14 protein-coding genes are annotated in these 21,339 nt (G+C 33.5%); 3 read left to right on the top strand and 11 right to left on the bottom strand.

The window, feature by feature from the left end; genetic code table 11:
- The first annotated feature begins 283 nt into the window (after positions 1-283).
- Entirely contained in the window at positions 284-1,027 is a 744-nt protein-coding gene (locus ACT3CE_RS04530; protein ID WP_444708571.1) for a hypothetical protein, read from the top strand.
- Positions 1,028-1,125: 98 nt separating this feature from the next.
- Here ACT3CE_RS04530 and ACT3CE_RS04525 read toward each other — a convergent pair whose 3' ends face one another.
- Entirely contained in the window at positions 1,126-1,761 is a 636-nt protein-coding gene (locus tag ACT3CE_RS04525) for a 7-carboxy-7-deazaguanine synthase QueE (protein ID WP_444708570.1), read from the bottom strand.
- Positions 1,762-1,993: 232 nt separating this feature from the next.
- Between ACT3CE_RS04525 and ACT3CE_RS04520 the strand changes: the two genes are divergently transcribed.
- Complete coding sequence (locus ACT3CE_RS04520) at positions 1,994-3,436, top strand: bifunctional metallophosphatase/5'-nucleotidase (protein WP_444708569.1); 1,443 nt, start codon at positions 1,994-1,996, stop codon at positions 3,434-3,436.
- A gap of 20 nt (positions 3,437-3,456) precedes the next feature.
- On the opposite strand, the gene ACT3CE_RS04515 is transcribed toward ACT3CE_RS04520, so the two are convergent.
- The 6 genes from ACT3CE_RS04515 to ACT3CE_RS04490 form a co-directional block, all read right to left on the bottom strand.
- Positions 3,457-4,386: a hypothetical protein gene (locus ACT3CE_RS04515; protein ID WP_444708568.1), complete on the bottom strand. Its 930-nt coding sequence runs from the start codon at positions 4,384-4,386 to the stop codon at positions 3,457-3,459.
- A gap of 128 nt (positions 4,387-4,514) precedes the next feature.
- Positions 4,515-7,865, bottom strand: coding sequence for a PAS domain S-box protein (locus ACT3CE_RS04510; RefSeq protein ID WP_444708567.1), 3,351 nt, complete (start codon positions 7,863-7,865; stop codon positions 4,515-4,517).
- A gap of 100 nt (positions 7,866-7,965) precedes the next feature.
- A complete protein-coding gene (locus ACT3CE_RS04505) occupies positions 7,966-8,427 on the bottom strand; it encodes an Lrp/AsnC family transcriptional regulator (protein ID WP_444708566.1) in 462 nt (153 codons plus the stop codon).
- Between the two features lie 358 nt (positions 8,428-8,785).
- Positions 8,786-11,602: an alpha/beta hydrolase family protein gene (locus ACT3CE_RS04500; protein WP_444708565.1), complete on the bottom strand. Its 2,817-nt coding sequence runs from the start codon at positions 11,600-11,602 to the stop codon at positions 8,786-8,788.
- A gap of 29 nt (positions 11,603-11,631) precedes the next feature.
- A complete protein-coding gene (cysQ, locus tag ACT3CE_RS04495) occupies positions 11,632-12,441 on the bottom strand; it encodes a 3'(2'),5'-bisphosphate nucleotidase CysQ (RefSeq protein WP_444708564.1) in 810 nt (269 codons plus the stop codon).
- A 44-nt stretch (positions 12,442-12,485) separates the two neighbouring features.
- Positions 12,486-14,267: an SLC13 family permease gene (locus ACT3CE_RS04490; protein ID WP_444708563.1), complete on the bottom strand. Its 1,782-nt coding sequence runs from the start codon at positions 14,265-14,267 to the stop codon at positions 12,486-12,488.
- Positions 14,268-14,408: 141 nt separating this feature from the next.
- Here ACT3CE_RS04490 and ACT3CE_RS04485 point away from each other — a divergent pair, with 141 nt between their 5' ends.
- Complete coding sequence (locus tag ACT3CE_RS04485) at positions 14,409-14,984, top strand: DUF2284 domain-containing protein (protein ID WP_444708562.1); 576 nt, start codon at positions 14,409-14,411, stop codon at positions 14,982-14,984.
- Between the two features lie 29 nt (positions 14,985-15,013).
- Here ACT3CE_RS04485 and ACT3CE_RS04480 read toward each other — a convergent pair whose 3' ends face one another.
- From ACT3CE_RS04480 to ACT3CE_RS04465, 4 genes are all read right to left on the bottom strand, one after another.
- Positions 15,014-15,565: an HDIG domain-containing metalloprotein gene (locus ACT3CE_RS04480; RefSeq protein ID WP_444708561.1), complete on the bottom strand. Its 552-nt coding sequence runs from the start codon at positions 15,563-15,565 to the stop codon at positions 15,014-15,016.
- 34 nt (positions 15,566-15,599) lie between these two features.
- Positions 15,600-16,796 carry an isocitrate/isopropylmalate dehydrogenase family protein gene (locus tag ACT3CE_RS04475; RefSeq protein ID WP_444708560.1) on the bottom strand — a complete coding sequence of 399 codons (1,197 nt, stop codon included), beginning with the start codon at positions 16,794-16,796 and terminating at the stop codon, positions 15,600-15,602.
- A 224-nt stretch (positions 16,797-17,020) separates the two neighbouring features.
- Positions 17,021-17,830 (bottom strand): toxin-antitoxin system YwqK family antitoxin, encoded by an 810-nt coding sequence (locus ACT3CE_RS04470; protein ID WP_444708559.1) that lies wholly within the window; start codon positions 17,828-17,830, stop codon positions 17,021-17,023.
- A gap of 66 nt (positions 17,831-17,896) precedes the next feature.
- Positions 17,897-21,151 carry a UvrD-helicase domain-containing protein gene (locus ACT3CE_RS04465; protein WP_444708558.1) on the bottom strand — a complete coding sequence of 1,085 codons (3,255 nt, stop codon included), beginning with the start codon at positions 21,149-21,151 and terminating at the stop codon, positions 17,897-17,899.
- Between the last annotated feature and the right edge of the window lie 188 nt (positions 21,152-21,339).

Below are 21,339 nucleotides of genomic sequence, written 5' to 3'. Positions count from 1 at the left end.
AAGCATTACTTTTCAACATACCCCCTTAAATTAAAACCTTTGCACTTAAAAAAATACATTTTATTTAAATAAACCCCCTTGAAAATGATGTCTCATTAAAATATTTTTATACTTTTGACAAGGCAACCCCATAATGATTAGGGATGAAATAAAAATTAGTTGATTCATGCTAGCACCTGCCCCTCGAAAAAAGGGGTAGGTGTTACTTTTAACTAAAAAAACAAAAACCACAATTTTTAGATATAACTATTACTATTATTTATTAATCCTAAAATGTATTACTATGTTGAAAGCTAAAAAAATTATCACCTTAATTTTCGGAATAATCCTATTTATAGGAAATGCAAAAGCCCAGGAAGGCGAATTAACATTCGGAGCTGATTTAATGAGCAGGTATGTATGGAGAGGAACACAATTTTCAACCGGTCCTGTAATTCAGCCAGGAGTAGAATATAGCAAAGGTGGATTTGCAATTGGCGCATGGGGTTCATACTCACAAAATGGCAGCGCAGATGGTGCCGAGGCTGATCTTTATATGTCCTACACATTTGCAGACGATTTATTTACCGCTACTGTTACCGATTACTTTTTTCCAACGGATGAAATTGCTATGAATAATAGCTATTTTGACTTTAAAAAAGCATCAACAGGCCATATACTAGAAGGAACACTTGCCTTTAACGGAAGCGAAGGATTTCCTATAAGCATAATGGCAGCAATGAACTTTTGGGGAGCTGATCAAGATGCCAACGGCGATCAGCAATATTCATTATATATTGAACTTGGACACAGTTTTACCTATAAAGAAATTGGCATTGATGTATTTGCAGGTTTTACACCAATTGATGCCGACGAAGAAAAAGGTGAATCTGGATTTTACGGCGAAACAGCAGGATTTGTAAATATGGGATTTACAGCCTCAAAAGAAATAAGTATCACAGAAAAATTTTCACTACCCCTATCAGCATCAGTAATTGCTAACCCAATGGCTGAAAATTTATTCCTTGTTTTAGGAGTATCATTTTAATTGTATTAGTTTTTACCAATTTTAGATTATTAGTTTAGGAAAAGAAAGGGCATTCAAAAAATTTTGAATGCCCTTCTTACTATCTATATCCTTACAACTTATGGAATTCGTATAAATTTATGTGCCTGCAATGAAATATTCCATTTCGGATTATTTTTCACATACTCTACAATTGGCTTTACATTATGAACATACCTACTCCATTCCGATTGCAAATACAACAAACAATCATCACCAACATTCTTTACCAACTCTTCAGCCCATTCAAAATCTTTTTCCAGATCGTAAATAATCACCTTCAACTCATTTGCTTTTTGGTAGGACGACGGCACTGGCAATATATTACGCTTTGGCGACAAACAAATCCAATCCCATTCACCACTTATTTCATAGGCGCCCGAAGTCTCTAAAAAGTTCTCAATCTTGTGCTTTTTGAGTTCCGTACACAAAGGCTTTAAATTATATAAGGAAGGTTCCCCTCCCGTTACAACAACAGCTTTTGCTGGTGACTCAACTGCTTTTCGAACAACCTCTTCCACCGAAATTAAACGATGCTCTGCCGGATTCCATGAAATCTTACTATCGCACCACCGGCAACCGATATCACAGCCACCAATTCTTATGAAGTAAGCAGGCTTACCCGTGTGGTACCCTTCCCCTTGTATGGTATAGAAATCCTCAACTAGAGGTAAATCTGTTCCTTTATCGAATAATTCTTTGTACTTGTCTTTCAAAACGTTCTTCTTAACCAATTAAAACCCTAAATTTTGGCTGTTTAGTAAACTGGCTTGCAAAATCACACGCTTTTTAAGGATTTCAAAATCAAAGCGCAAGATTATTTTACAGTCAACATTCTACAATCATTAAATAGAGCGAAATCTCATATCTACTACGATAATTAAAAGCAAACACATTTTTCTACTATATTTTTAATATTTTTAACTATCGTAATTAGCCTAATAACTTATGAAAAATAAAATCCTTTATATATTTGTTGTCTTACTTTTATTTACTTCATGTTCGGATAGCAACACAAAGAATATTTCCTCAATTGACAATACCAAAAAACAGATAACTATATTTTGCGTTAATGATGTTCATGGTAAGATTGAAAATTTCTCAAAAATTAAATATATTGTCGATCAGGAAAAAGAACAGAGCAATGTGATTCTTGTTAGTGCAGGTGATTTATTTTCAGGTAATCCTGTTGTAGATAATCATCCCCAGAAAGGATATCCTATAATAGATTTAATGAATAAAATTGGTTTTGATGTTGCGGTTTTTGGTAACCACGAATTTGATTATGGTACTGATTTTCTGAAAGACAGAATGGAACAATCGGAATTTAAATGGGTGTGTGCGAATGTTGACACCGACACTAGTGAATTACCAGAACCAAATGAATATGTAAGCATTATAAAAGACAATATTAAACTTACATTTTTAGGACTTGTGGAGACCAATGGTAAAAAGAATGCCACAATTCCTTCCACTCATCCATGGAGGGTGGAAAATCTATCATTCTATCGTCCTGAAAATGTTGTATCTCTATATTCGAACATAAAAAAGGAGGAAAATTCGGATCTGTATATTTGCCTAAGTCATTTAGGCGATGATGGAAACAACAATATTTTGGGAGACAATCAATTGGCAAGTAAATTTCCTTATTTTGACCTGATAATTGGTGGACATTCTCATGCAAAAGTTAACCGAACTGTCAATGGTATTCCTATTTTCCAATCGGGAAGTTATTTAAACTATCTGGGAAAAATTGAACTCTCGGTAATCAATAAAAAAATAGAAAACATACAATTTGAATTAATAGACCTTAACAAATACAATCAGTCAGACTCTGACATGAAGTCTATTATTGAGACCTACAACAATCAATCTTACCTCTCAGATGTTATTGGTTATTCAAACAAGTATCATCAAAAAAATCAGGTTGGTTGTTTCTATACCGATGCTTTGCGCTCTCAACTGCAAGTTGATATTTGTTTTCAAAATACTGGTGGAATAAGATCAAGCTTAAACGAAGGCGATATTACCAAAAAAGAAGTATATGAAATATCGCCATTTAACAACGGAACAGTTATTTATGAAATGAGTGTACTAGAAATAAAAAATTTTCTAAAAGAGAGCGGATCTGGCTTTTACTACTCAGGAGTTACTTTAAATCAGCAAGATAAAAACATTATCATTAAAGATCTGCAAGGACAAGCTCTCGCCGACCAAACAATTTTAAAAGTTGGCTTAAACGATTATATACCAGCTGTGCATGATGATTATTTCCCTGAGAATAGAGACCGACAGAATCAAACTGATACAGAAACCATTATCTCTTACCTTATGAGCTTAAACAATGAGATAGATTATCCGGCTTGCGACAGGTATTTTAGAATGCAATAATAAAATTGAATTCTGTAAAATTAATTTTTCCATTGTTCCCACTCTACTCTATAAATACTTTGTGGCTGATTTGTTTTTTCTGTACAAATAAAAAGAGAGTCGTTTTCTCCATAAACAATCCCTTCGGTTTGCGCTCCTCCTAAAGGGCTCATATCTACCCATGTTTTATTTCCACTAAAAAACTCAGTTCCCTTATAATCTGTTAACAAATACATGTAGGTTTTAAAATCTTTATAACCTATTAATGATACCTGTTTACCATCTGAGGAAATATCGGCTCCAGTTACCATAAATCCTGTATTAAACTCGGTTTTAGGACTTAGCTTATGGTGCCCTTTTGTTTTTGGCATCACATACATTCGGGTTTTATAATTGGCCCAATTTTTCGAAAATAAATACAAGGAATCACCGTAGGAAAAAAAAGCCTCACAATCAAAATCATGATTGTGCTTACGCTTCTCAAAATTATGCTGATCGGCCCATTCGAAAGTTAAAACATCGGCAGTAAGTTCTATGTTTTGCTCTTCTGTTAATTGTGATTTTGCAACACGCAACACTCTTAAATCTTTTCTACGACCGTAATTATTTCCAAATTCTCCGATATAAAAATATTCTGAATCGTCGGTTAAATCTTCCCAATCTGCATTGTTTATATTCTTAATGTGTACTGTTCTTTGAAGCTTTCCGGATTTATTATAGGCATATAATTCGGGCTCACAACCGCTATCATTATTCACCCAAAAAAGCTTATCATACCAAACTATTCCCGATTGTTCATCTACCTTTTCGGATAAAGTATTACTTAACAAAACAGGTTGATAAGCACTTATTTTTTTAGACATAAGTTCAAGTCCGGATTCTGCTTCCGAATTTGATTTACGAGAACAATAATTACAAGAAGTAAGACAAAATTGCAATATCAGTAAGCTAAGTACGATTAGATTTTTCATGTTTTGTATTTTTATATTCATCACAAAACTGAACAAAAAAATTGACTTTATCAATCATTCACAAACTGATATTCAAACTTTTATTACCAATAAATTTTCAGCATTTTTTCATCCTGTATTAAAGTACATTAGACCATTTTTGGGGATAAATAACGCCTAAGCAATTCATACAACAAAGCTTCATTAATAGGTTTCGGAATATAATCAATAAAACCGGCTTCAATTATATCTTTCTTATCATTACTAAGAGCATAGGCTGTTTGTGCAATAATAGGAATATTAGGTTTTGTATTTGATATTCTGCGAGATGCCTCATAACCATCCATTAAAGGCATTTTTATATCCATTAATATTAATTCGATTGACGATTCAGAATTAACCAAACGAACGCCCTCTTTCCCATTTTTTGCCCAAAGAACCTTGGCCGAAGTTGAACTCAGCATCTCATTTATTAATAAATAATTGAATTCTACATCCTCAACCACCAAAATAGTTTTTCCACTTAAACTGGGTGGCTTTACTTTTGATTCCCTAGGCTGTTCATGCTTGTTAACAACGACATCAAATAACTTAAAATAGAACGTTGATCCTTTTCCCTCTTCCGATTCTAACCAAATTTCTCCATTCATTAAATCAGAAATTTCTTTACAAATCGCTAAACCTAAACCTACCCCCGATTGAATAGAACCCATAGAATCTTCAATTTGTCGAAAAACATCAAAAATTACACGCCTATGTTCATCTTTTATCCCGATTCCCGTATCGGATACACTAAACAAAACATCATTTCCCATAACCCGGTAAGTATACTCAATATCTCCCTGCTCAGTGTACTTAATTGCATTATTAAGAAAATTCGTAAGTAGCTGCAGCAACTTAGTTTTATCAGCTTTAATAAAAACTTCAGAATTTGAAAAGCTAAACATCTTAGCAGCAAGATTTGTTTTATTATGCTTTTTAAGCTGAGATTTTAAATATTGCTGAAGGGTTGAATAGAATTCAGATAATGAAAATTCAACCTCCTCTAATCTGGCTTCTTTTGCCTGCAACAAGGACACATCAAAAATTGATTCAATAATATTAAGCAGATGTTTTCCACTTGAATTAATAATTTTATTCCATTTCTGGTAATTTTCATTATTTATATCCTTTTCTACCAAACCACTAAAGCCAATAATTGCATTTAATGGTGTTCTTAACTCATGCGACATTGAAGCTAAAAATGCAGATTTTAACCGATCACTTTCTTCTGCCTTTTCCTTTGCAATTATTAATTGCTCTTCGAAGTTTCTACGATAAAATACTCCAGCTAACAAATCAGCAAAAGTATAAAGAAGATAAAAATCGGTTTTATTCAAACCTGCATTAGACTGCAATACTTCAAACCCGATAAAACCAAGTAATTGTTCTTGATAAAAAATTGGCAAATACAATCCTGACTTCTCCTGTTTGTTTATTCCAAAAGCAAGAAGAGCCTCTTTAGGCAGATCAGCTATAGATGATATATATATTTGCTCATGATTTTCGAATTTACGAATCCACCAATGCAATAAGCCTTTAGGAATTTCTTTTTGCTCTCCTAAGACATTTGGCACATTTTCTCTACACCATTCGTGAGAGTTAACTGCATTCGAATTATAATTGTCTAAAAGAAAAATATAGCTCCTATCTGCATAAAGAATTTCTGAAATACTCTGCAAAGCTCTATCAATTACTTTATCGAACTTATTAATGTCAGAACTTATTAATTCCTTAGAAACACTACTAATCAGTTTTTCAATTTGCGATCTATGCTTCAACTTTGCGGCAGCTTTCTTTTGTTCACTTACATCCCGCACAATTGACTGAATAAATTTCTCTCCATTTAATTCTATTATACTGGCATAGAGTACAACAGGAAATATTTCTCCAGACTTAGTTAAGTGCCTGGTTTCAAAACGAACCTGACCAAAATTTTTAAGCGATCTTCTTATTCTCTCTAATTCGGCTCCACTTAACTCACCCTGCTTGATTAAATTAGAAGGAGATAAGTTTAGAAACTCCTGTCTGGTGTATCCATAACGATGAATGGCCATATCATTAACCTCAACAAAAGTTTGAAATACCGATTCTTTCCAAGGGTGTACAAAAACTGCCTGATTTAAAGAATTAAACAATAATCGATACTTAGCTTCGCGGGATTCTATATCTTCCTGAGCTTGTTTCCGATCTGTAATGTCACTAATATATCCTTCAATAAACAAAATTTTATTAGATGTATCTTTTATAGTAAGACCTTGTTCATAAACCCATTTTAGCTTGCCTTTTTTTGTTAAAACCCTATACTCAACACTAAATCTCTCGTTGGCAAGCATTGCCTTATTTATAACTTCCTCAACATTTTTTCTGTCTTCAGGATATATCAAATCTCCAAATGATATAAAAGAGTTATTAAGTAGTTCATCAGCTTTATAACCAGTTAAATTATAAACTCCATCACTAAGAAAAAGCATGGTCCAATTTTTATCGGCCAAGCATCGATATACTATCCCATTCAAATTCCCCATTAATGTGGAATGTTGTCTTTTTGCTTCCTCTATTTTTTGTTCTGACTTTTTAGTAGCGGTAACATCTCTTATAATTGCTGTAATTTCACCATTCTCATTCCAGCTCATTCTAATCTCGAAAAATAGCTTTTTACTATTAGGCCAGATATTTTGATACTCAAAAACAAATAACTCTTTGTTACTTTTCAACTGATCTTGCTTATCAGTAAAAAACTGATAAAAATCAGGTTTAAATAATAATTTAACATTCTTTCCTATAACTGCCTTATCAACCAAAAATAATTTTAAATCCTCACCATGAAAGTCTAAAAGTTTTCCATGTTTATCAATTCTTATAATACAATCAGGAATAGTTCTTAACAAAGCTTTAGATCTGGCCATATTATCAGCCAATAACTCATCCATTTTAATTCTATCGCTGATATCCTCGAAAACAGTATAAACCATTTCAACTTGTCCCAAATGATCAATTAAAGGAATTGCAGTTAGGTTTATCCATACATAACACTGACTTACATAGTTATAAACCCCCATAAGCTCATTAGCAATTTCTTTACCGCTTTTGAACACTTTTTTAGCTGGATGCATACTTCCTGTCATCGAGGTACCATCCTTATAAATATTTTTTACGGCAGGTTCAAAACTCTCTATATTTAGAAGTCTACTATTAGATACCCCTAATATATTTGAGGCAGCAGCGTTGGCATAAATAATTTTACCCATTTGATTTCGGCAAATAACACCAAGCCCAGTATACTTAAAAAGCAATTCGTAATTACTTACAGAATGGGCATTATGGAAATCTTGAGCATATCGTTTTTTCTCTTTCCGAAGTTGTTCCAATTCCTTTTCCAGAACTTCAATTTTCTTCTTGTAGTTTAGAACATTCTTATCTGATTTATCTAAGCAGTTATGATGATATTGTTTTGTCATATCTTTATATCTTATCAACTTACAATTTCATACCTCATTAGTTAAAAGTAAGTTACAAAATTTTTTAAGATATTCAAATCTGTATTTCTTTTACGTATTTTTATATATAATATTCAGAGGTATGTTTAATTTCTTTAATAACAAATGTGCTGTTTAAAACACCAATATTCTTAATTTTAGACAATTTATAACGAACAAATTCATGATATTCTTCCAGACTTCGAACATGAATTTTTAGAATAAAATCGACCTGGCCAGCCATGTGATAGCACTCCTGAACTTCTTTTAAATTTTGTATTTGTGTTTCAAACTCATCAATAAATGCCTCGTCGTGATATCTCATTGAAACCTGACAGATTGCTGTTACGCTTCTTTCAATTCTTTTTTTATCGAGAATAGCAACATATTTCTTTATAAATCCCTGATTTTCAAGCCTTCTAATTCTTTCATATACCGGCGATACTGTAATATTTAACATGCCAGCAATTTCTTTTGCTGTCTTTTTCGAATCATTCTGAAGTATTCGCAAAATGGTTTTATCGGTTTGATCTAGGTTTTCCATAAAAGAAATTTTTACTCCTATTTATAACGTTTGCATAAAGCTTTAGCTGATTTTACTCCTAACACCTACAATATCGGTAATTTTTACTTATTTTCTACAAATATGTATGAAATATATTGGAAAAGCATTTACTTTACTATCAAATAATACTGAAAACAACAACAACACTAAATATTATCTGGCTATTTTAGCTAACACAAAACACAACAACAAACAACAAAGCACTTAACTAACAATTAAGACTAATTTTAACGCCTTCATTTATCGGAAATGAAGGCGTTCTTCTTTGAGATATACTCATATTTATCCATAAAAAATGCGCTCTTTATCAGGCGCATTTTTCATTTTATAAACTTAGTTATTTAGAAAATTCGTAGGCATCTGTTTTTCCTTTTTTAATTGCTGGAATTCCTTCGATCATCCAAATAGGTGCAGGTTTTCCTTTTAAATAATAATCGAAAAACTGCATAGTTCTAACTGATAAGTCCATTCTGTTGGGACGCTTTTTTAGGTTATGGGCTTCGTTATTATAGGAAAGCATCCAACATGGTTTTTGCAATCGTCGCATGGCAACAAATAATTCTATTCCCTGATACCAGGGTACAGCACCATCATTATCATTATGCATAATTAACAATGGAGTTTTTATTTTAGGAGCAAAAAAGATCGGAGAATTCTCAATGTACTGCAAAGTACTGTTCCATAAAGTACCTCCAATTCTACTCTGTGTTCTTTCGTACTGAAACATACGACTCATACCACTTCCCCAACGCATTCCACCATAAGCCGAAGTCATATTACTTACCGGTGCTCCTGCCATAGCACACTTAAATAAATCGGTTCTTGTAACCAGATATGCAATTTGGTATCCGCCCCAACTTTGACCTTGCAATGCAATATTTTCCTTATCAATAAATTTATACCTATCCATCATAGCTAGTGTACCTGTAACAACTGCACTATAAGCCGATTCGCCCGGATATCCAACTTTTGGATAAGTAATATCTGGCATAAACACAAGATATCCGTTACTAACGCAATAAGAAGGATTTATGATAGACCAATTAGGTCGTGGAACATGATGACTATGCATACGATCCGATGTTCTTTCGTAAAAATAAACCAACATAGGATACTTCTTATTTGGATCAAAATTTTCAGGCTTATAAAGTAATCCCTGTAATTGTTCACCATCACCGGATGTCCAGTCTACCAGCTCAACATCTCCCCATAAATATTTACTCTGCTGAGGATTAGCATCCGACACTTGTTTTTGTGATGTTAAACTTATGTTACTGGTCCATAAATTAGGATATTCCTTAAAAGTAGATCGTTTCCAAATTAAACGATCAGCATTTTTTGCTTTTTTAAGACTTCGGTAACTTACATCCTTAAAAACAAATTCTGTTGGATCTTCCTCATTTTCCAACCTAAAAAAGCCTGATTTCTTATTGTATTCATGAAATGCACTTAACAAAATAGGTTTGGTGATATCAACAAATAAATCTTCTTCATCGAATTTTACATAGTCGAATCGAATTTTATTTCGTCTTCCATATCCATTGGTTAAATTAATAGCTCCGGTTTTCCCGCTGGGATCGAGCATCCAAAGATCATATCGATCCTGAACAATCACTTTTTTATCTCCTTTGGTCCAGCCAACCAATCCGTAGGGCGATGGATCGCTTGGAGTATCATGTTTTTCGTCGTAAAATGCAGCTTTAACTTTTTTATTCAAAGCTATTTTCTTTTTCGATTCTATTTGATAAGAATACCAAATACTATCCTGAGTCTCGAACCAAATCATATACTTCTGATCGGGAGAAATACTCACATCAGAATTTTTCTTTTTTAAAATCAGCTCTCTTTTTCCCGTTTCCTGATTTACTAAATAATAATCGGAATACCAATCGTCCCAGGAAGTCAATATCTGATATGGTAATTCTGAACTTCCCAAAGCCAAATTTGAATTGCCATTATCATATAATTTAAGATTCGGCATTTCTTTTTGCCCCAACTGAACTACCTTATCATCCTGAGTATGATAGACTGCTAAGTAAGTTCGTTTTTTCTCTTTTTTAGCTTGTAATTTTTGTTGTGGTTGCAGTAAAGGATCTTTCCAATTCCAAATATCTACACTATATCTTTCCTCATCCAGCAAACTATCCTTAGATTCATTTATTGGCTTAGGTGCAACCCCAAAAAACATTTTATTTCCGTTACGGGAAAAGTAAATTTTTCCGTTCTCGCTCACTGTCCAATTGTCCTGAATTTCGCGATTTAATGTATCTACAATAATTTTTGCTTCAGTTTTAGAATCTGCATAAAAAAGATTGTAGCATTTGTTTTTTAATGTATCTGCAGAAAAAATAAAACTTAACTTCTCTCCATTGGGCGAAATTGTAGTTTTTTTGGCGCTTCCTTCTTTTTCAAAAATTAATTTTGCTTCCTCTGATTTGCCCACAAATTTATGAACAGAAGCGATTTGGATACTATCGCCCTTCGATTGAATAAAACTTACTGCATTCCCATTTCTGGATAAAGCATAATCGCTAACATTCATATATCTGAACTCTTTTCCCGATTTATAATTTTTAATCAGCAGTTCACCTTTTTCCAACTTGTCTTTCTTCTTATTCTTTCTTTTCTTATCTTTCTTTTTTAGTGGCAATTCAGTCGAATCTTTTTGTAAAGTATCCGCAATTTCCTTTGGCATATCCAGTAAAAAAGCCATCCAATCGCCTTTTTCTTTTGGCATTTGAAACGATTTAAGATTTGAGAATTTAGTCAACTCCCCATTCGACAAGTTCCAAATTGCCAATGAATCTTTTGGCAGATCCTTTTTATCAACTTTATCGAGTTTAGCCTGACGAAGGGTATCGTATTGCGCTTTAATTTTAAAACTTAACACATCAGCATCAGGAGAAAATTTAGCATCATATCCTCTGGCAATAGAATCTTTTTTATCGCTTGCTACTTCGTATAGATATAAAAAACCATCGCCTTTTTGCGGATTAACTTCGTAACAAATCCATTTCCCGTTGTTAGAAACTTGCTGATTTATCAAATTCTTCCATCCATCATAATCAGAATGATTAAGCGGTACTTTTTTTGTCTGAGCCATCATCTGTATAGAAAGTGTACAGATAATAAAGCAGGTTATAAATCTTTTCATAGTATTTGTGTTGATTCTGTTTTGGCTACTTATCGTTTACATATAAAAAACGGGTTTAACAAATCCTTTTTATTATAGCTAAGTTCTAAATTCGAATTAATGTGCAAAACCTTTCCTCCCGAAGCAGCTACAATAGCATGTCCTGCGGCAATATCCCATTCCATAGTTGGAGCAAAGCGCGGATAGATATTAGCCTCATTTTCAGCTACCATACACAACTTTAAGGAACTTCCTTTCGAAATCATTTCTACCCGAGAATTATCCTTTTTTAAATTTTCGATAAAACTCTGAGTGTCAACATTCATATGAGAACGGGAACCTACAACAATCAGGCCTTCTCTTTTCTTATCGAAGGGCATTTTATTGGAAAATTTTACCAGATCATCAAAATTCTGCTTCCAATCTTCAATATCATCGGTACGAAAAGCACCTAAATCCTTATCTGCAAAATACAACTGACGATAAACTGGAACATATATTACTCCTGCAACAGGTTTTCCTTCATCAATTAATGCAATGTTTACGGTAAATTCATCGTTTCTTTTTATAAATTCTTTGGTTCCATCAAGGGGATCAACAATCCAACACTGCTTCCATAATTTTCGCTCTTCGTAATTGGCATGAACTCCCTCTTCGCTCAAAACGGGAATCCCTAAGTTATCAATAAGTGATACAATTGCCTTGTGTGCCCGCTGATCGGCAATCGTTAGCGGACTATCATCCGATTTTAATTGCACTTCGAAATCATCAGAATGATAAACGTCTAAAATCTTTTTGCCTGCTTTCAGCGATGCTAAAATTGCTGTAAAAAGGAGTTCTTTTCTTTTACTAAAATTCATGTATAAGTTTTCTAATCTACTTAAGTAGAAAGTAATAATATCGACTAATAAAAATAAATAACTGACAGTATTAAAACTGTAACAATCATATAAATAATTGTTAATGGGAATCCTATTTTAAAGAAATCTTTAAATGAATATCCTCCTGGTCCGTATACCATTAAGTTGGTTTGATATCCAATAGGAGTCATAAAATTAGCTGCTGCTGCAAAGGCTACAATTAATACAAATGGTTCCGGATTTAAATGTAAACTTAAAGCCATGGTTAATGAAATAGGAAATACAATGGCTACTGCTGCTTTATTGGTAATATAAGCTGCCAAAACTGAGGTAATCAGATAAATTCCAAATAAAACTCCAACTCGACCAAGTGGTAAAAAGACTGAAATCAACAAATCGGCGATAATTTCTGCCAATCCTGATTTTATCATTGCTGTTCCAAATGCGAGGGAAAGTGAAATTATTAGGGCCAAATTAAAATCTATCATGGTAGCAATATCTTTAGGATTCGATATTTTTAAAGCCAGCACAACAATAATCATTACAATTAATGTCATAAATAATGGAACAATATTAAGTGCCGATAAAATAACTGCCAGCACTGTTCCTCCTAATAATAATCCAATTTTATATCCTTCCTGTTTTTTAAATTCTTTTACTCTTGAGATAAAATAAAAATCCTGTATTCGGCGAGTTCGTTCTACAAAATCATCACCTCCTAATAGTAACAGAACATCGCCAGCCCGCAATTTTACTTCTCCAATTTTACCGCTCACACGACCTCCATTTCGATGTATTCCAATTACTGCGGCATCGAACTGTCCTCTAAAATTGGCCTCTTTTACTGTTTTGCTAATTAATGTTGAATTGTGCGAAATAACAATTTCTACTACCTCTAAATGTTTTTTGTGTGTTAACATACCAACGGTTGGCAATGTTAATCCTGAATTTGGAAGCACCAAATCGGCTATTGTTTCGGTATCACCCGCAAAAAGTAAACGATCCCCTTTCTCCAATCTAAAATCGTGAGAAACTGCAGCTTCTTTAACTCCCCCTCTGTTAATCTGAAACAGGTACAAGCCTTTTAAGTTTCTTAAATCGGCTTCTTCAATGGTCTTTCCAATTAAATCGGAATTTGGTTTTACGTGAGCTTCGACAATATATTTTCTGGCGTTTTCCGAAAATTCTCCTAAAACATCGCTTTTTTCTGGCAGCCATTTTTTGCTAACAATAAGTAAATAGGCCGATCCAATAAACATCATCGGAATTCCAACATAAGCAAAACTAAACATACTCAAAGAATCTAATGCCGGAATAATTTCCTGATCCTTAACCATACCATTAACAATAAGGTTTGTTGAAGTTCCGATTAATGTGATACATCCTCCTAAAATTGCCGCATACGACAATGGGATAAGCATTTTAGAAGGGGATATATTATTACGTTTGCTCCAATTGTGAACGTAAGGCATCATTACTGCTACCAATGGGGTATTGTTTAAAAACGCAGAAAAACCTCCGACCAGCAACATCATTCGAGCCATAAATTGCCGATATCCTCGTGCGTTCTGAAAGACTCGGTCGAACAGGGTTTCTACAATTCCTAAATCTCTAATGATATCGCCAATAAGCAATAACATTAAAATGACAACAACCTGATCATTGGCAAATCCACTTAAAATCTCAGATGGAGTTAAAATTCCACATATCCCCAAAACGACTACTCCAATGAGAAATGTAAATGCAGGTCCGATCCATTCTTTGTAGAATGAGATTAAAATAAATACCAATACGATTAATACAACGATCGCATCAAATGAGAGCATAGATAGATTTTTGGATAATATTCAAGTTACGAAGATACAAAAATACAATTAGACACATTACAATCCATTATCAATATGTCATACAACTTATTAGTAAAGTATGAAAAAAATTACTTTTGTACTAAACTACATAAAATTACAATGCTCAAAACTGTAAATAAACATCTGATTAAAACTTATTTTCATAAGAACATAACAATCGAACACAAGCAGTTACAGATTCCTACAAATGAGATATTAACCTATTTACAGCCTGATAAATTTAATTCCCTGTGCAAAGAAGGATGTTCAAATTTTAATAAAAAATGGACTTGTCCACCTAATTGTCCCCCTTTTACTGAGTATGCAAAAAATTTTTCACAAATTAATCTACACTTATTTTATACGCGTACCGATCAGTTTAATTTTATCGAAGCTAAAAATCGCGGTTTAAAAGCCTATAATTTTATAAAAGAAGAACTACAATCCTATTTGCACGACATCGAATCTGAAAACAACATAATGATTGCTGCAAATAGTTGTGAAATATGTTCACCCTGCGCTCTTGCTTCAGGTAAAAATTGTCCGATGCCTGAAAAAATAAGGTACAATCTGGTTGCTTTCGGTTTTAATGTAAACGCAATAATGAATGATTTATTTCAATATGAATTAAAATGGCTCGATAAAGATAAAGCTCCTGATTATATTAGTAGTCTTGCTGCGATACTACAAAAATAGCTTGCCCAAAACTTACTCCTACAAAACTATTATATTTGCAAGCGATCTTTAAATGGCAGAAATGTCATAAAATCGGCATGATGAACAATATATGCTTCGGTACTGCGCTTTACCAAATCCCCTTCACCAGCATGACTCGCAATAATATGACAAACTTCTGGCGGTAACCCGCATTGCTCGGCCAATGAAACCCCGGAAAACGGATGCCGAAGATATTTGCCATAAGCTCCCTGAACAACTTTTCCATTCTCATCGAAAACATATTCCAGTAATTTTCCAACATCGCATAATATGGCTCCCGAAATTAAAACATCCATATTAACAGGCAGTTGATCGCTAAAAAAAGCATTCATTTTTAGACCACTCTCTCTGGCAATATGAACAACACATTTTTTATGATCCATAAAGCTAACTTTTAATTCGGGATCACATAATAAAGTAAAAGGGATAAGCTTTAAATCGCCTGCAGAAAGCACGCTTTTTTTAAGTGCCAGTTCCCACACCCCTGTTGTTTTCTCTCTCAGATTCTTATCCTTAATCCAATCTAATTCGGGCCACAATTCTTTTACTGTTTCTCTCATAAGATCAATTTAAATCTAATACCAGTTGATTAGTTTATGCTAATTTTTCTATAATTGCATCGGCCATTTGCGCTGTAGAAGCAGCACCTTGATTAATTACATTCGGGTTTCCCGGCATTTTCATCATATCATAAGTTTGCACTTTACCCTCCATAATCACCTGAGCAACAGCCTTTCTTATTTTTATGGCAATTTCTTTTTCCTTAAGATAATCGAGCATCATACAGGCCGACTCTATCATTGCTATGGGATTAACAATGGAAACCGGATAATTGGCATATTTGGGAGCAGAACCATGTGTAGGTTCAAAAACGGCAAGTCCATCGTTCGACATCTGCGCACTACATGCAAAACCCAAACCTCCTATCAGGCCAGCAAAACCATCGGATACAATATCACCAAACATATTACCGGCAACAATTACCCCATAATTTTCAGGATTTTTAGTAAGCCACATCATTTGAGCATCAATATTAGTATTCCACAAATCAATTTCGGGATACTCTTTTTTTTGAATTTCCTGAGCCAATTTAAACATCATGCCCGAAGTTTCTCTGATTACGTTGGGTTTCTCGCAAACGGTAACCGACTTGTAATTGTATTGTCGGGCATAATCGAAGGCTGCATATAAAATTCTGCTTGTTGCATTTTTAGAGAAAATTCGGGTCGACACAGATAACTCCTCACGCGGAACCATTCCAAAATTCTTTACAAATTTTGGATGACTGGTTAATGCAGCATATACCACATTATCAGGATTAGACCACTCCACACCACCATACAAGCCTTCGGTATTCTGTCTAAAAATCACAACATCAACCAAGGGTTCTTCTATGGTCGTATTTCTACCACGCCGTATAAAATTTAGGGGGTTGCCCTGATAACTTTTACAAGGACGAATACAAATATCTAAATTAAAATACTGACGTAAACCCACAATCGGACTGGAATAAACAAGCCCTTTATTTTGTAAATCGGCTGCAAGCTCCTTACTTGCATCATCTTTAGGCTTTGACGTGATTGCTCCAAACAAAGCAATTTTATGTTTTTCTAATAACTTAATAGTTCGTTCGGGAAGAGGATTTCCTTCCTTGCACCAAAACTCCCAGCCAATATCAGCTTCTACATAATTGGCTTTAAACCCGGCAGCCAATAAAACTCTTTGGGTTTCTTCAACTACAACGCGACCAATACCATCGCCTGGCATGCTAACAATCGTTCTTGTTGTCATTGCTTAGTGTTTTAATGAATATGTACTAGTATATATCTATCTTAAATATAAGGAATTACACGCATTATTTAAAATAATATTTTTAGTAAATCAGATTGATCCTTTTTATTTCAGAATAAAAAACTGTTTTCCAGAAATTAAAAATTAGTACTTGTAAAAATTTTAAAAGTCATAAAAAAAGCTCCTGTTTAGGGAGCTTTATATACTAAATAATAATCATATTTTTAGTTAGCATTTCTAATGTTTAAAGGAATATTTTTGTGCAATAATCTTTTATTTTGATAAGCTGTAGTTTCAATTGCCACAAGTTTAAAATCGCCAATTAATTGCTCTCCTTTACCAATTCTTATTTTATAAACAGCAACTCCATTTTTAGTATCTATTGCCATAAATCCACGTCCATCAGCCGGAAAATATTTACCATCAATTAAATCCCCTAAATAAAACTGTACTTTCGATCTTCCATTACTTAGTTTCATTTTCAACCAATATTCTCCTGTCTCCTTTAAACGGTTGATCTTTTCTACTTTAATAACTGGCATCTTCTTTACTTTTCCTGTGTTCGACACCTCTTTTAATCCGGTAGATAATAAATTATCGAAATACATCATTTCTGATTTTAACTTACCCGACTCCCAGTATTTTCGCTGATAACCATTCTTCTTTCCTTTCTTGTACTGGGTCTCTCGATAAATTTTACCACTTTTATAATACCAAATTACTTTTCCATGTTTCATTCCATCCTGATACGGAATATCATACTGCTTTTCTCCTGATTTATAATAAGTCTGACTTATCCCAATCTTTTTACCCTTACGATAATTTACAATTGACTTAATATTACCATTCGCATAATAATATTTTTTCTCACCATCTTTAAGCTTTAAGGATTCATTTATTTTTTGATCTTCCTCCTGTATCTTTTTCTTTTGTACTTCTTGCTTAACAGTACTAAAAGTTTTTATTCCAGATGCAATAAAATCGCAAGAGTTAAAAAGCAATAATATTGAAATCAGCAAAATAGTAAGTCTCATAAATTAATTGTTTTATTGATTATTGAACAAGATGTAAAAATAAATACTGGCAAACTAATTAAATTTTCAGACCTCTACTATTTCTGAAAGTTTTCCGTAAAGAACATAGCCTTTAACCGAATTAAAACCCAATTCTTTAATCAGATTTTTATACGTAGACACCTGTTTCTGGTGAGTTTTCTCTTTCTTTTTTCCAAATTTATAATCAATAACTATTGCTTCTTTTCCTTTATAAATCACCCTGTCGGGACGGTAAATATCACCATTTCCCTTTAAGATATCTCTCTCATTCACAACAGTCCATTCTTTCGAAAACCACATTTTAACTTTCGGATTATCTAAAAGTTCGTTTGCAAATTCTTTTACCTCGTTTGCTTGATTGGAATCTAATTTCCCCTCGAACTGCAAAGCGGTAACTGCCTTATCTAAATCGTCGGCATACTCAATAAGTTGGAACAACTGATGCAGAATATTTCCTCTGCTCACAGGCGAAAATGTCTCCACAGATTCTGCTTCCGAAAAATCAAAATAATCAGCAGAATGCGATCGCAATTTTAACCTGTCATCCAAAAGCGAAGCAGGATATTCCAGCATTTTATGTTTTGCTTCTGCAGGAATACTTGCATTCTTATTTACTATTTTTCCCAATTCAAAAAACTTTCCTTCCTCGTTCCAGTTTTCAGATAAAGAAATTATTTTATCACCAAAGAAATCGGAAGAAAACTCGCTGGATTTTTGAAAAGAAAAATGCAATAAATCGGCAACCGTTTTCAATTCTTTATTATTCGTTAATGGAGAATAACTGATAAAAACCTCTTCGGCACGAGTCTGTGCCACATACAATAAATTTAAATTATCGATATACGATTGAAGTTTCTCAGTAAAATATTCCTCGTAATAAATGGTATCCTTTAAAGTACTTCCATACCTAACCGGTAATACATCTAAAACATCAAAGCCCTCTACTTTAGGCTGACACCAAAGAATATTGGTATGTCGTGTATTGTCTAAATCCCAATTGCAAAAAGGTAAAATTAAAGCTTTAAATTCCAGACCTTTCGATTTATGAACAGTCATAATTCTAATTGCATCCTGCTCGTCGGACACCGAAATTACTTCCTTATCTTTTCTCTCTTGCCAATGCAAAACAAATGAGTTTAAATCTGGGGAATCACTTTTGGTAAAGCCTAAAACAAAATCCTGAAAAGCCTCTAAAAAAGGATAATCGTGAGGATTTTTATTCAAATTAAACATTTGTATTAATCGTTCAGTTAAATCATACAAAGGCTGTCTTTTTAGCTCCGGAATATGATCAGTAAATTCACTTGGAAAAACTGATTTCGCCTCATCACTAACACTATAAATATCATCAGCTGCTAAATCGGTACTTTCCTCCACGTACAAACAAAACTCCTGACGCAAAAAACCAATATTAACCTTATCCTCAGGATAAACCAGATAATGAAGAAGATGGACTAGAAAATTTATGACCGATGAATTTTTCAGATACAATGAATCATTGGAAATCACATCATAATTAACATTTTTCATTGCTTTTTCACTGGCTCGGTAAGCCATAAGTGCATCTGCAACTAAGCCACCTTCTTTCCCATTTCTAACCAAAATAGCAATATCTCTGGCCTTATATCCATTAGCCTGTAACTCCTCTATTTTCAAAGGTAGATCTTCCAAAACAGGTTCGATCCAATCTCGTTCTGAATCTTTTTCTATAAAATGAGCTTTTACATACCCTCCAACACCCTCTTTTTTGTCTGGGTAATGCTGATACACATCTTTATAAGCATTTAAAATTTTCCCCTGCTCTTCCTGCAATGCTTCTGATATTTCATCTGGAATAGAGGCATTATAATCATTCTGCAAAATAGTTGCTCCCAGAGAAAATACGGCATTGTTAAAGTCAATTACATTTTTCGCACTTCGCCAATTGTAATTTAGACTCATGCCATTTACACCGTAACTTTCAAAATCAATATCCAACTGCTCCGACAATAATTTCCAATCCCCGTTTCGCCAGCGATAAATCGATTGCTTTACATCTCCAACTACCAGTGAATGTTGATTTTCAGCCAGTGAATTTCCAAGCAAAGGTCTAAAATTATCCCATTGCATTGATGAGGTATCCTGAAATTCGTCAATCATGAAATGCTTGTAAACATTACCAATTTTTTCGTAAATAAATGGAGAATCATTCTCTCCAATTATATTTCTCAGCAGTCTGCTGGCATCCGATAACAGAAAAATATTTTCACTTTCTGAGTACGCTCTGATTTTTTTTGACAAATCGGTTAAAATTCCCAGAGTATAAATATAACTCAAGGTTTTATCTGTTGATTTGTAGAGCATCCCCTGCTCTTCATAATATTTTATTGCATCTTTTAATAACTCATTTAATCCCGCTGAACACGCAGCTTCAACAGCTTTTTTTATTTCTGGAGATGCTTTTCCGGCATACCACTTTTTAGGAGTATCAACAGCTGATTTGGCTCTTGCTCCAGGCTCAAACTTTCCACCTTTACCCAGGTTTGTTATGTATCCTGCCACACCCGATTTACCATAGGAAAAATCAGAAACATCCAATGCATGATTCTCTATAAGCTCTTTGGCTTTCTCTCCTATTCGTGTAAAATAAGCTTCGAAATCATCTTTAATTTCTTTTAAAATTTTTCGGTATTCATTCAAAAAACCTTTATCAGATAATTTTTCAATTAGTTTTCCTGAAAAGTTCTGAAAATCTTCCTTAAAAACTTCACTTCCCAAAACCAGAATATCCTGTTTAAAATTCCAGGTTTTTCCTTCTCTTATTTTCGATTCTGCAAAGGAAGTCAACCATGCTCTCAACTGTTTATCATCATCAACATCCTGCAAAAGCAAATCGGCAACCTCATTTAAAACTCTGCCTTGATCCAACTCAATATTATAACCCATTTGCAAACCAATTTCCCGTGTAAACGAACGAACAATTTTCTGAAAAAAACTATCAATTGTTGTCACCGAAAACCGCGAATAATCGTGAAGTAAACGATTTAAAATTTCACCAGCCCTATTTTGTAATTCAGCAATACTTAAATTATTAGCTACACATAAATCTTTAGCATAAGGAGAATTTTTCCCTGAAAAAATCACATGTATTTCTTTTATAATTCTGGATTTCATTTCATCAGTAGCCTTATTGGTAAAGGTTACTGCAAGAATGCTTTTGTAATTAGATGGATCTTCGAAAACCAGTTTCAAAAACTCACCCGTTAAAGTATAGGTTTTGCCCGAACCTGCTGAAGCTCGGTATATATTAAGTTCTGACATTATGGATAATATTTAGTTCGAAAAATACTAATTATAGAAATGGATTAAGAATTAAAAGCTCATTAATATTTGAAAAACTATTAAGAAGAACAGACTCTTGAAAAAATCATATTTTTTTCACTCAAAACTTTAATTAACTTAATAAAAAATAGAGTTTAATTTTTATTAAAATAAACAAAGCAGATATT

The organism is Marinifilum sp. RC60d5, from assembly GCF_052400665.1.
Taxonomy (GTDB): domain Bacteria; phylum Bacteroidota; class Bacteroidia; order Bacteroidales; family Marinifilaceae; genus JBQTGK01.
Note: the sequence above shows the minus strand (reverse complement) of the source record. Positions and strands in the feature narration are given on the sequence as shown.

Excerpts from the sequence above, each read along its gene's own strand:
- cysQ (WP_444708564.1), bottom strand. The coding sequence starts at position 12,441 with ATGAATTTTAGTAAAAGAAAAGAACTCCTTTTTACAGCAATTTTAGCA.
- ACT3CE_RS04465 (WP_444708558.1), bottom strand. The coding sequence starts at position 21,151 with ATGTCAGAACTTAATATATACCGAGCTTCAGCAGGTTCGGGCAAAACC.
- ACT3CE_RS04530 (WP_444708571.1), top strand. The coding sequence starts at position 284 with ATGTTGAAAGCTAAAAAAATTATCACCTTAATTTTCGGAATAATCCTA.
- ACT3CE_RS04480 (WP_444708561.1), bottom strand. The coding sequence starts at position 15,565 with ATGAGAGAAACAGTAAAAGAATTGTGGCCCGAATTAGATTGGATTAAG.
- ACT3CE_RS04470 (WP_444708559.1), bottom strand. The coding sequence starts at position 17,830 with ATGAGACTTACTATTTTGCTGATTTCAATATTATTGCTTTTTAACTCT.
- ACT3CE_RS04500 (WP_444708565.1), bottom strand. The coding sequence starts at position 11,602 with ATGAAAAGATTTATAACCTGCTTTATTATCTGTACACTTTCTATACAG.
- ACT3CE_RS04475 (WP_444708560.1), bottom strand. The coding sequence starts at position 16,796 with ATGACAACAAGAACGATTGTTAGCATGCCAGGCGATGGTATTGGTCGC.
- ACT3CE_RS04505 (WP_444708566.1), bottom strand. The coding sequence starts at position 8,427 with ATGGAAAACCTAGATCAAACCGATAAAACCATTTTGCGAATACTTCAG.
- ACT3CE_RS04485 (WP_444708562.1), top strand. The coding sequence starts at position 14,409 with ATGCTCAAAACTGTAAATAAACATCTGATTAAAACTTATTTTCATAAG.
- ACT3CE_RS04510 (WP_444708567.1), bottom strand. The coding sequence starts at position 7,865 with ATGACAAAACAATATCATCATAACTGCTTAGATAAATCAGATAAGAAT.
- ACT3CE_RS04490 (WP_444708563.1), bottom strand. The coding sequence starts at position 14,267 with ATGCTCTCATTTGATGCGATCGTTGTATTAATCGTATTGGTATTTATT.
- ACT3CE_RS04520 (WP_444708569.1), top strand. The coding sequence starts at position 1,994 with ATGAAAAATAAAATCCTTTATATATTTGTTGTCTTACTTTTATTTACT.
- ACT3CE_RS04515 (WP_444708568.1), bottom strand. The coding sequence starts at position 4,386 with ATGAAAAATCTAATCGTACTTAGCTTACTGATATTGCAATTTTGTCTT.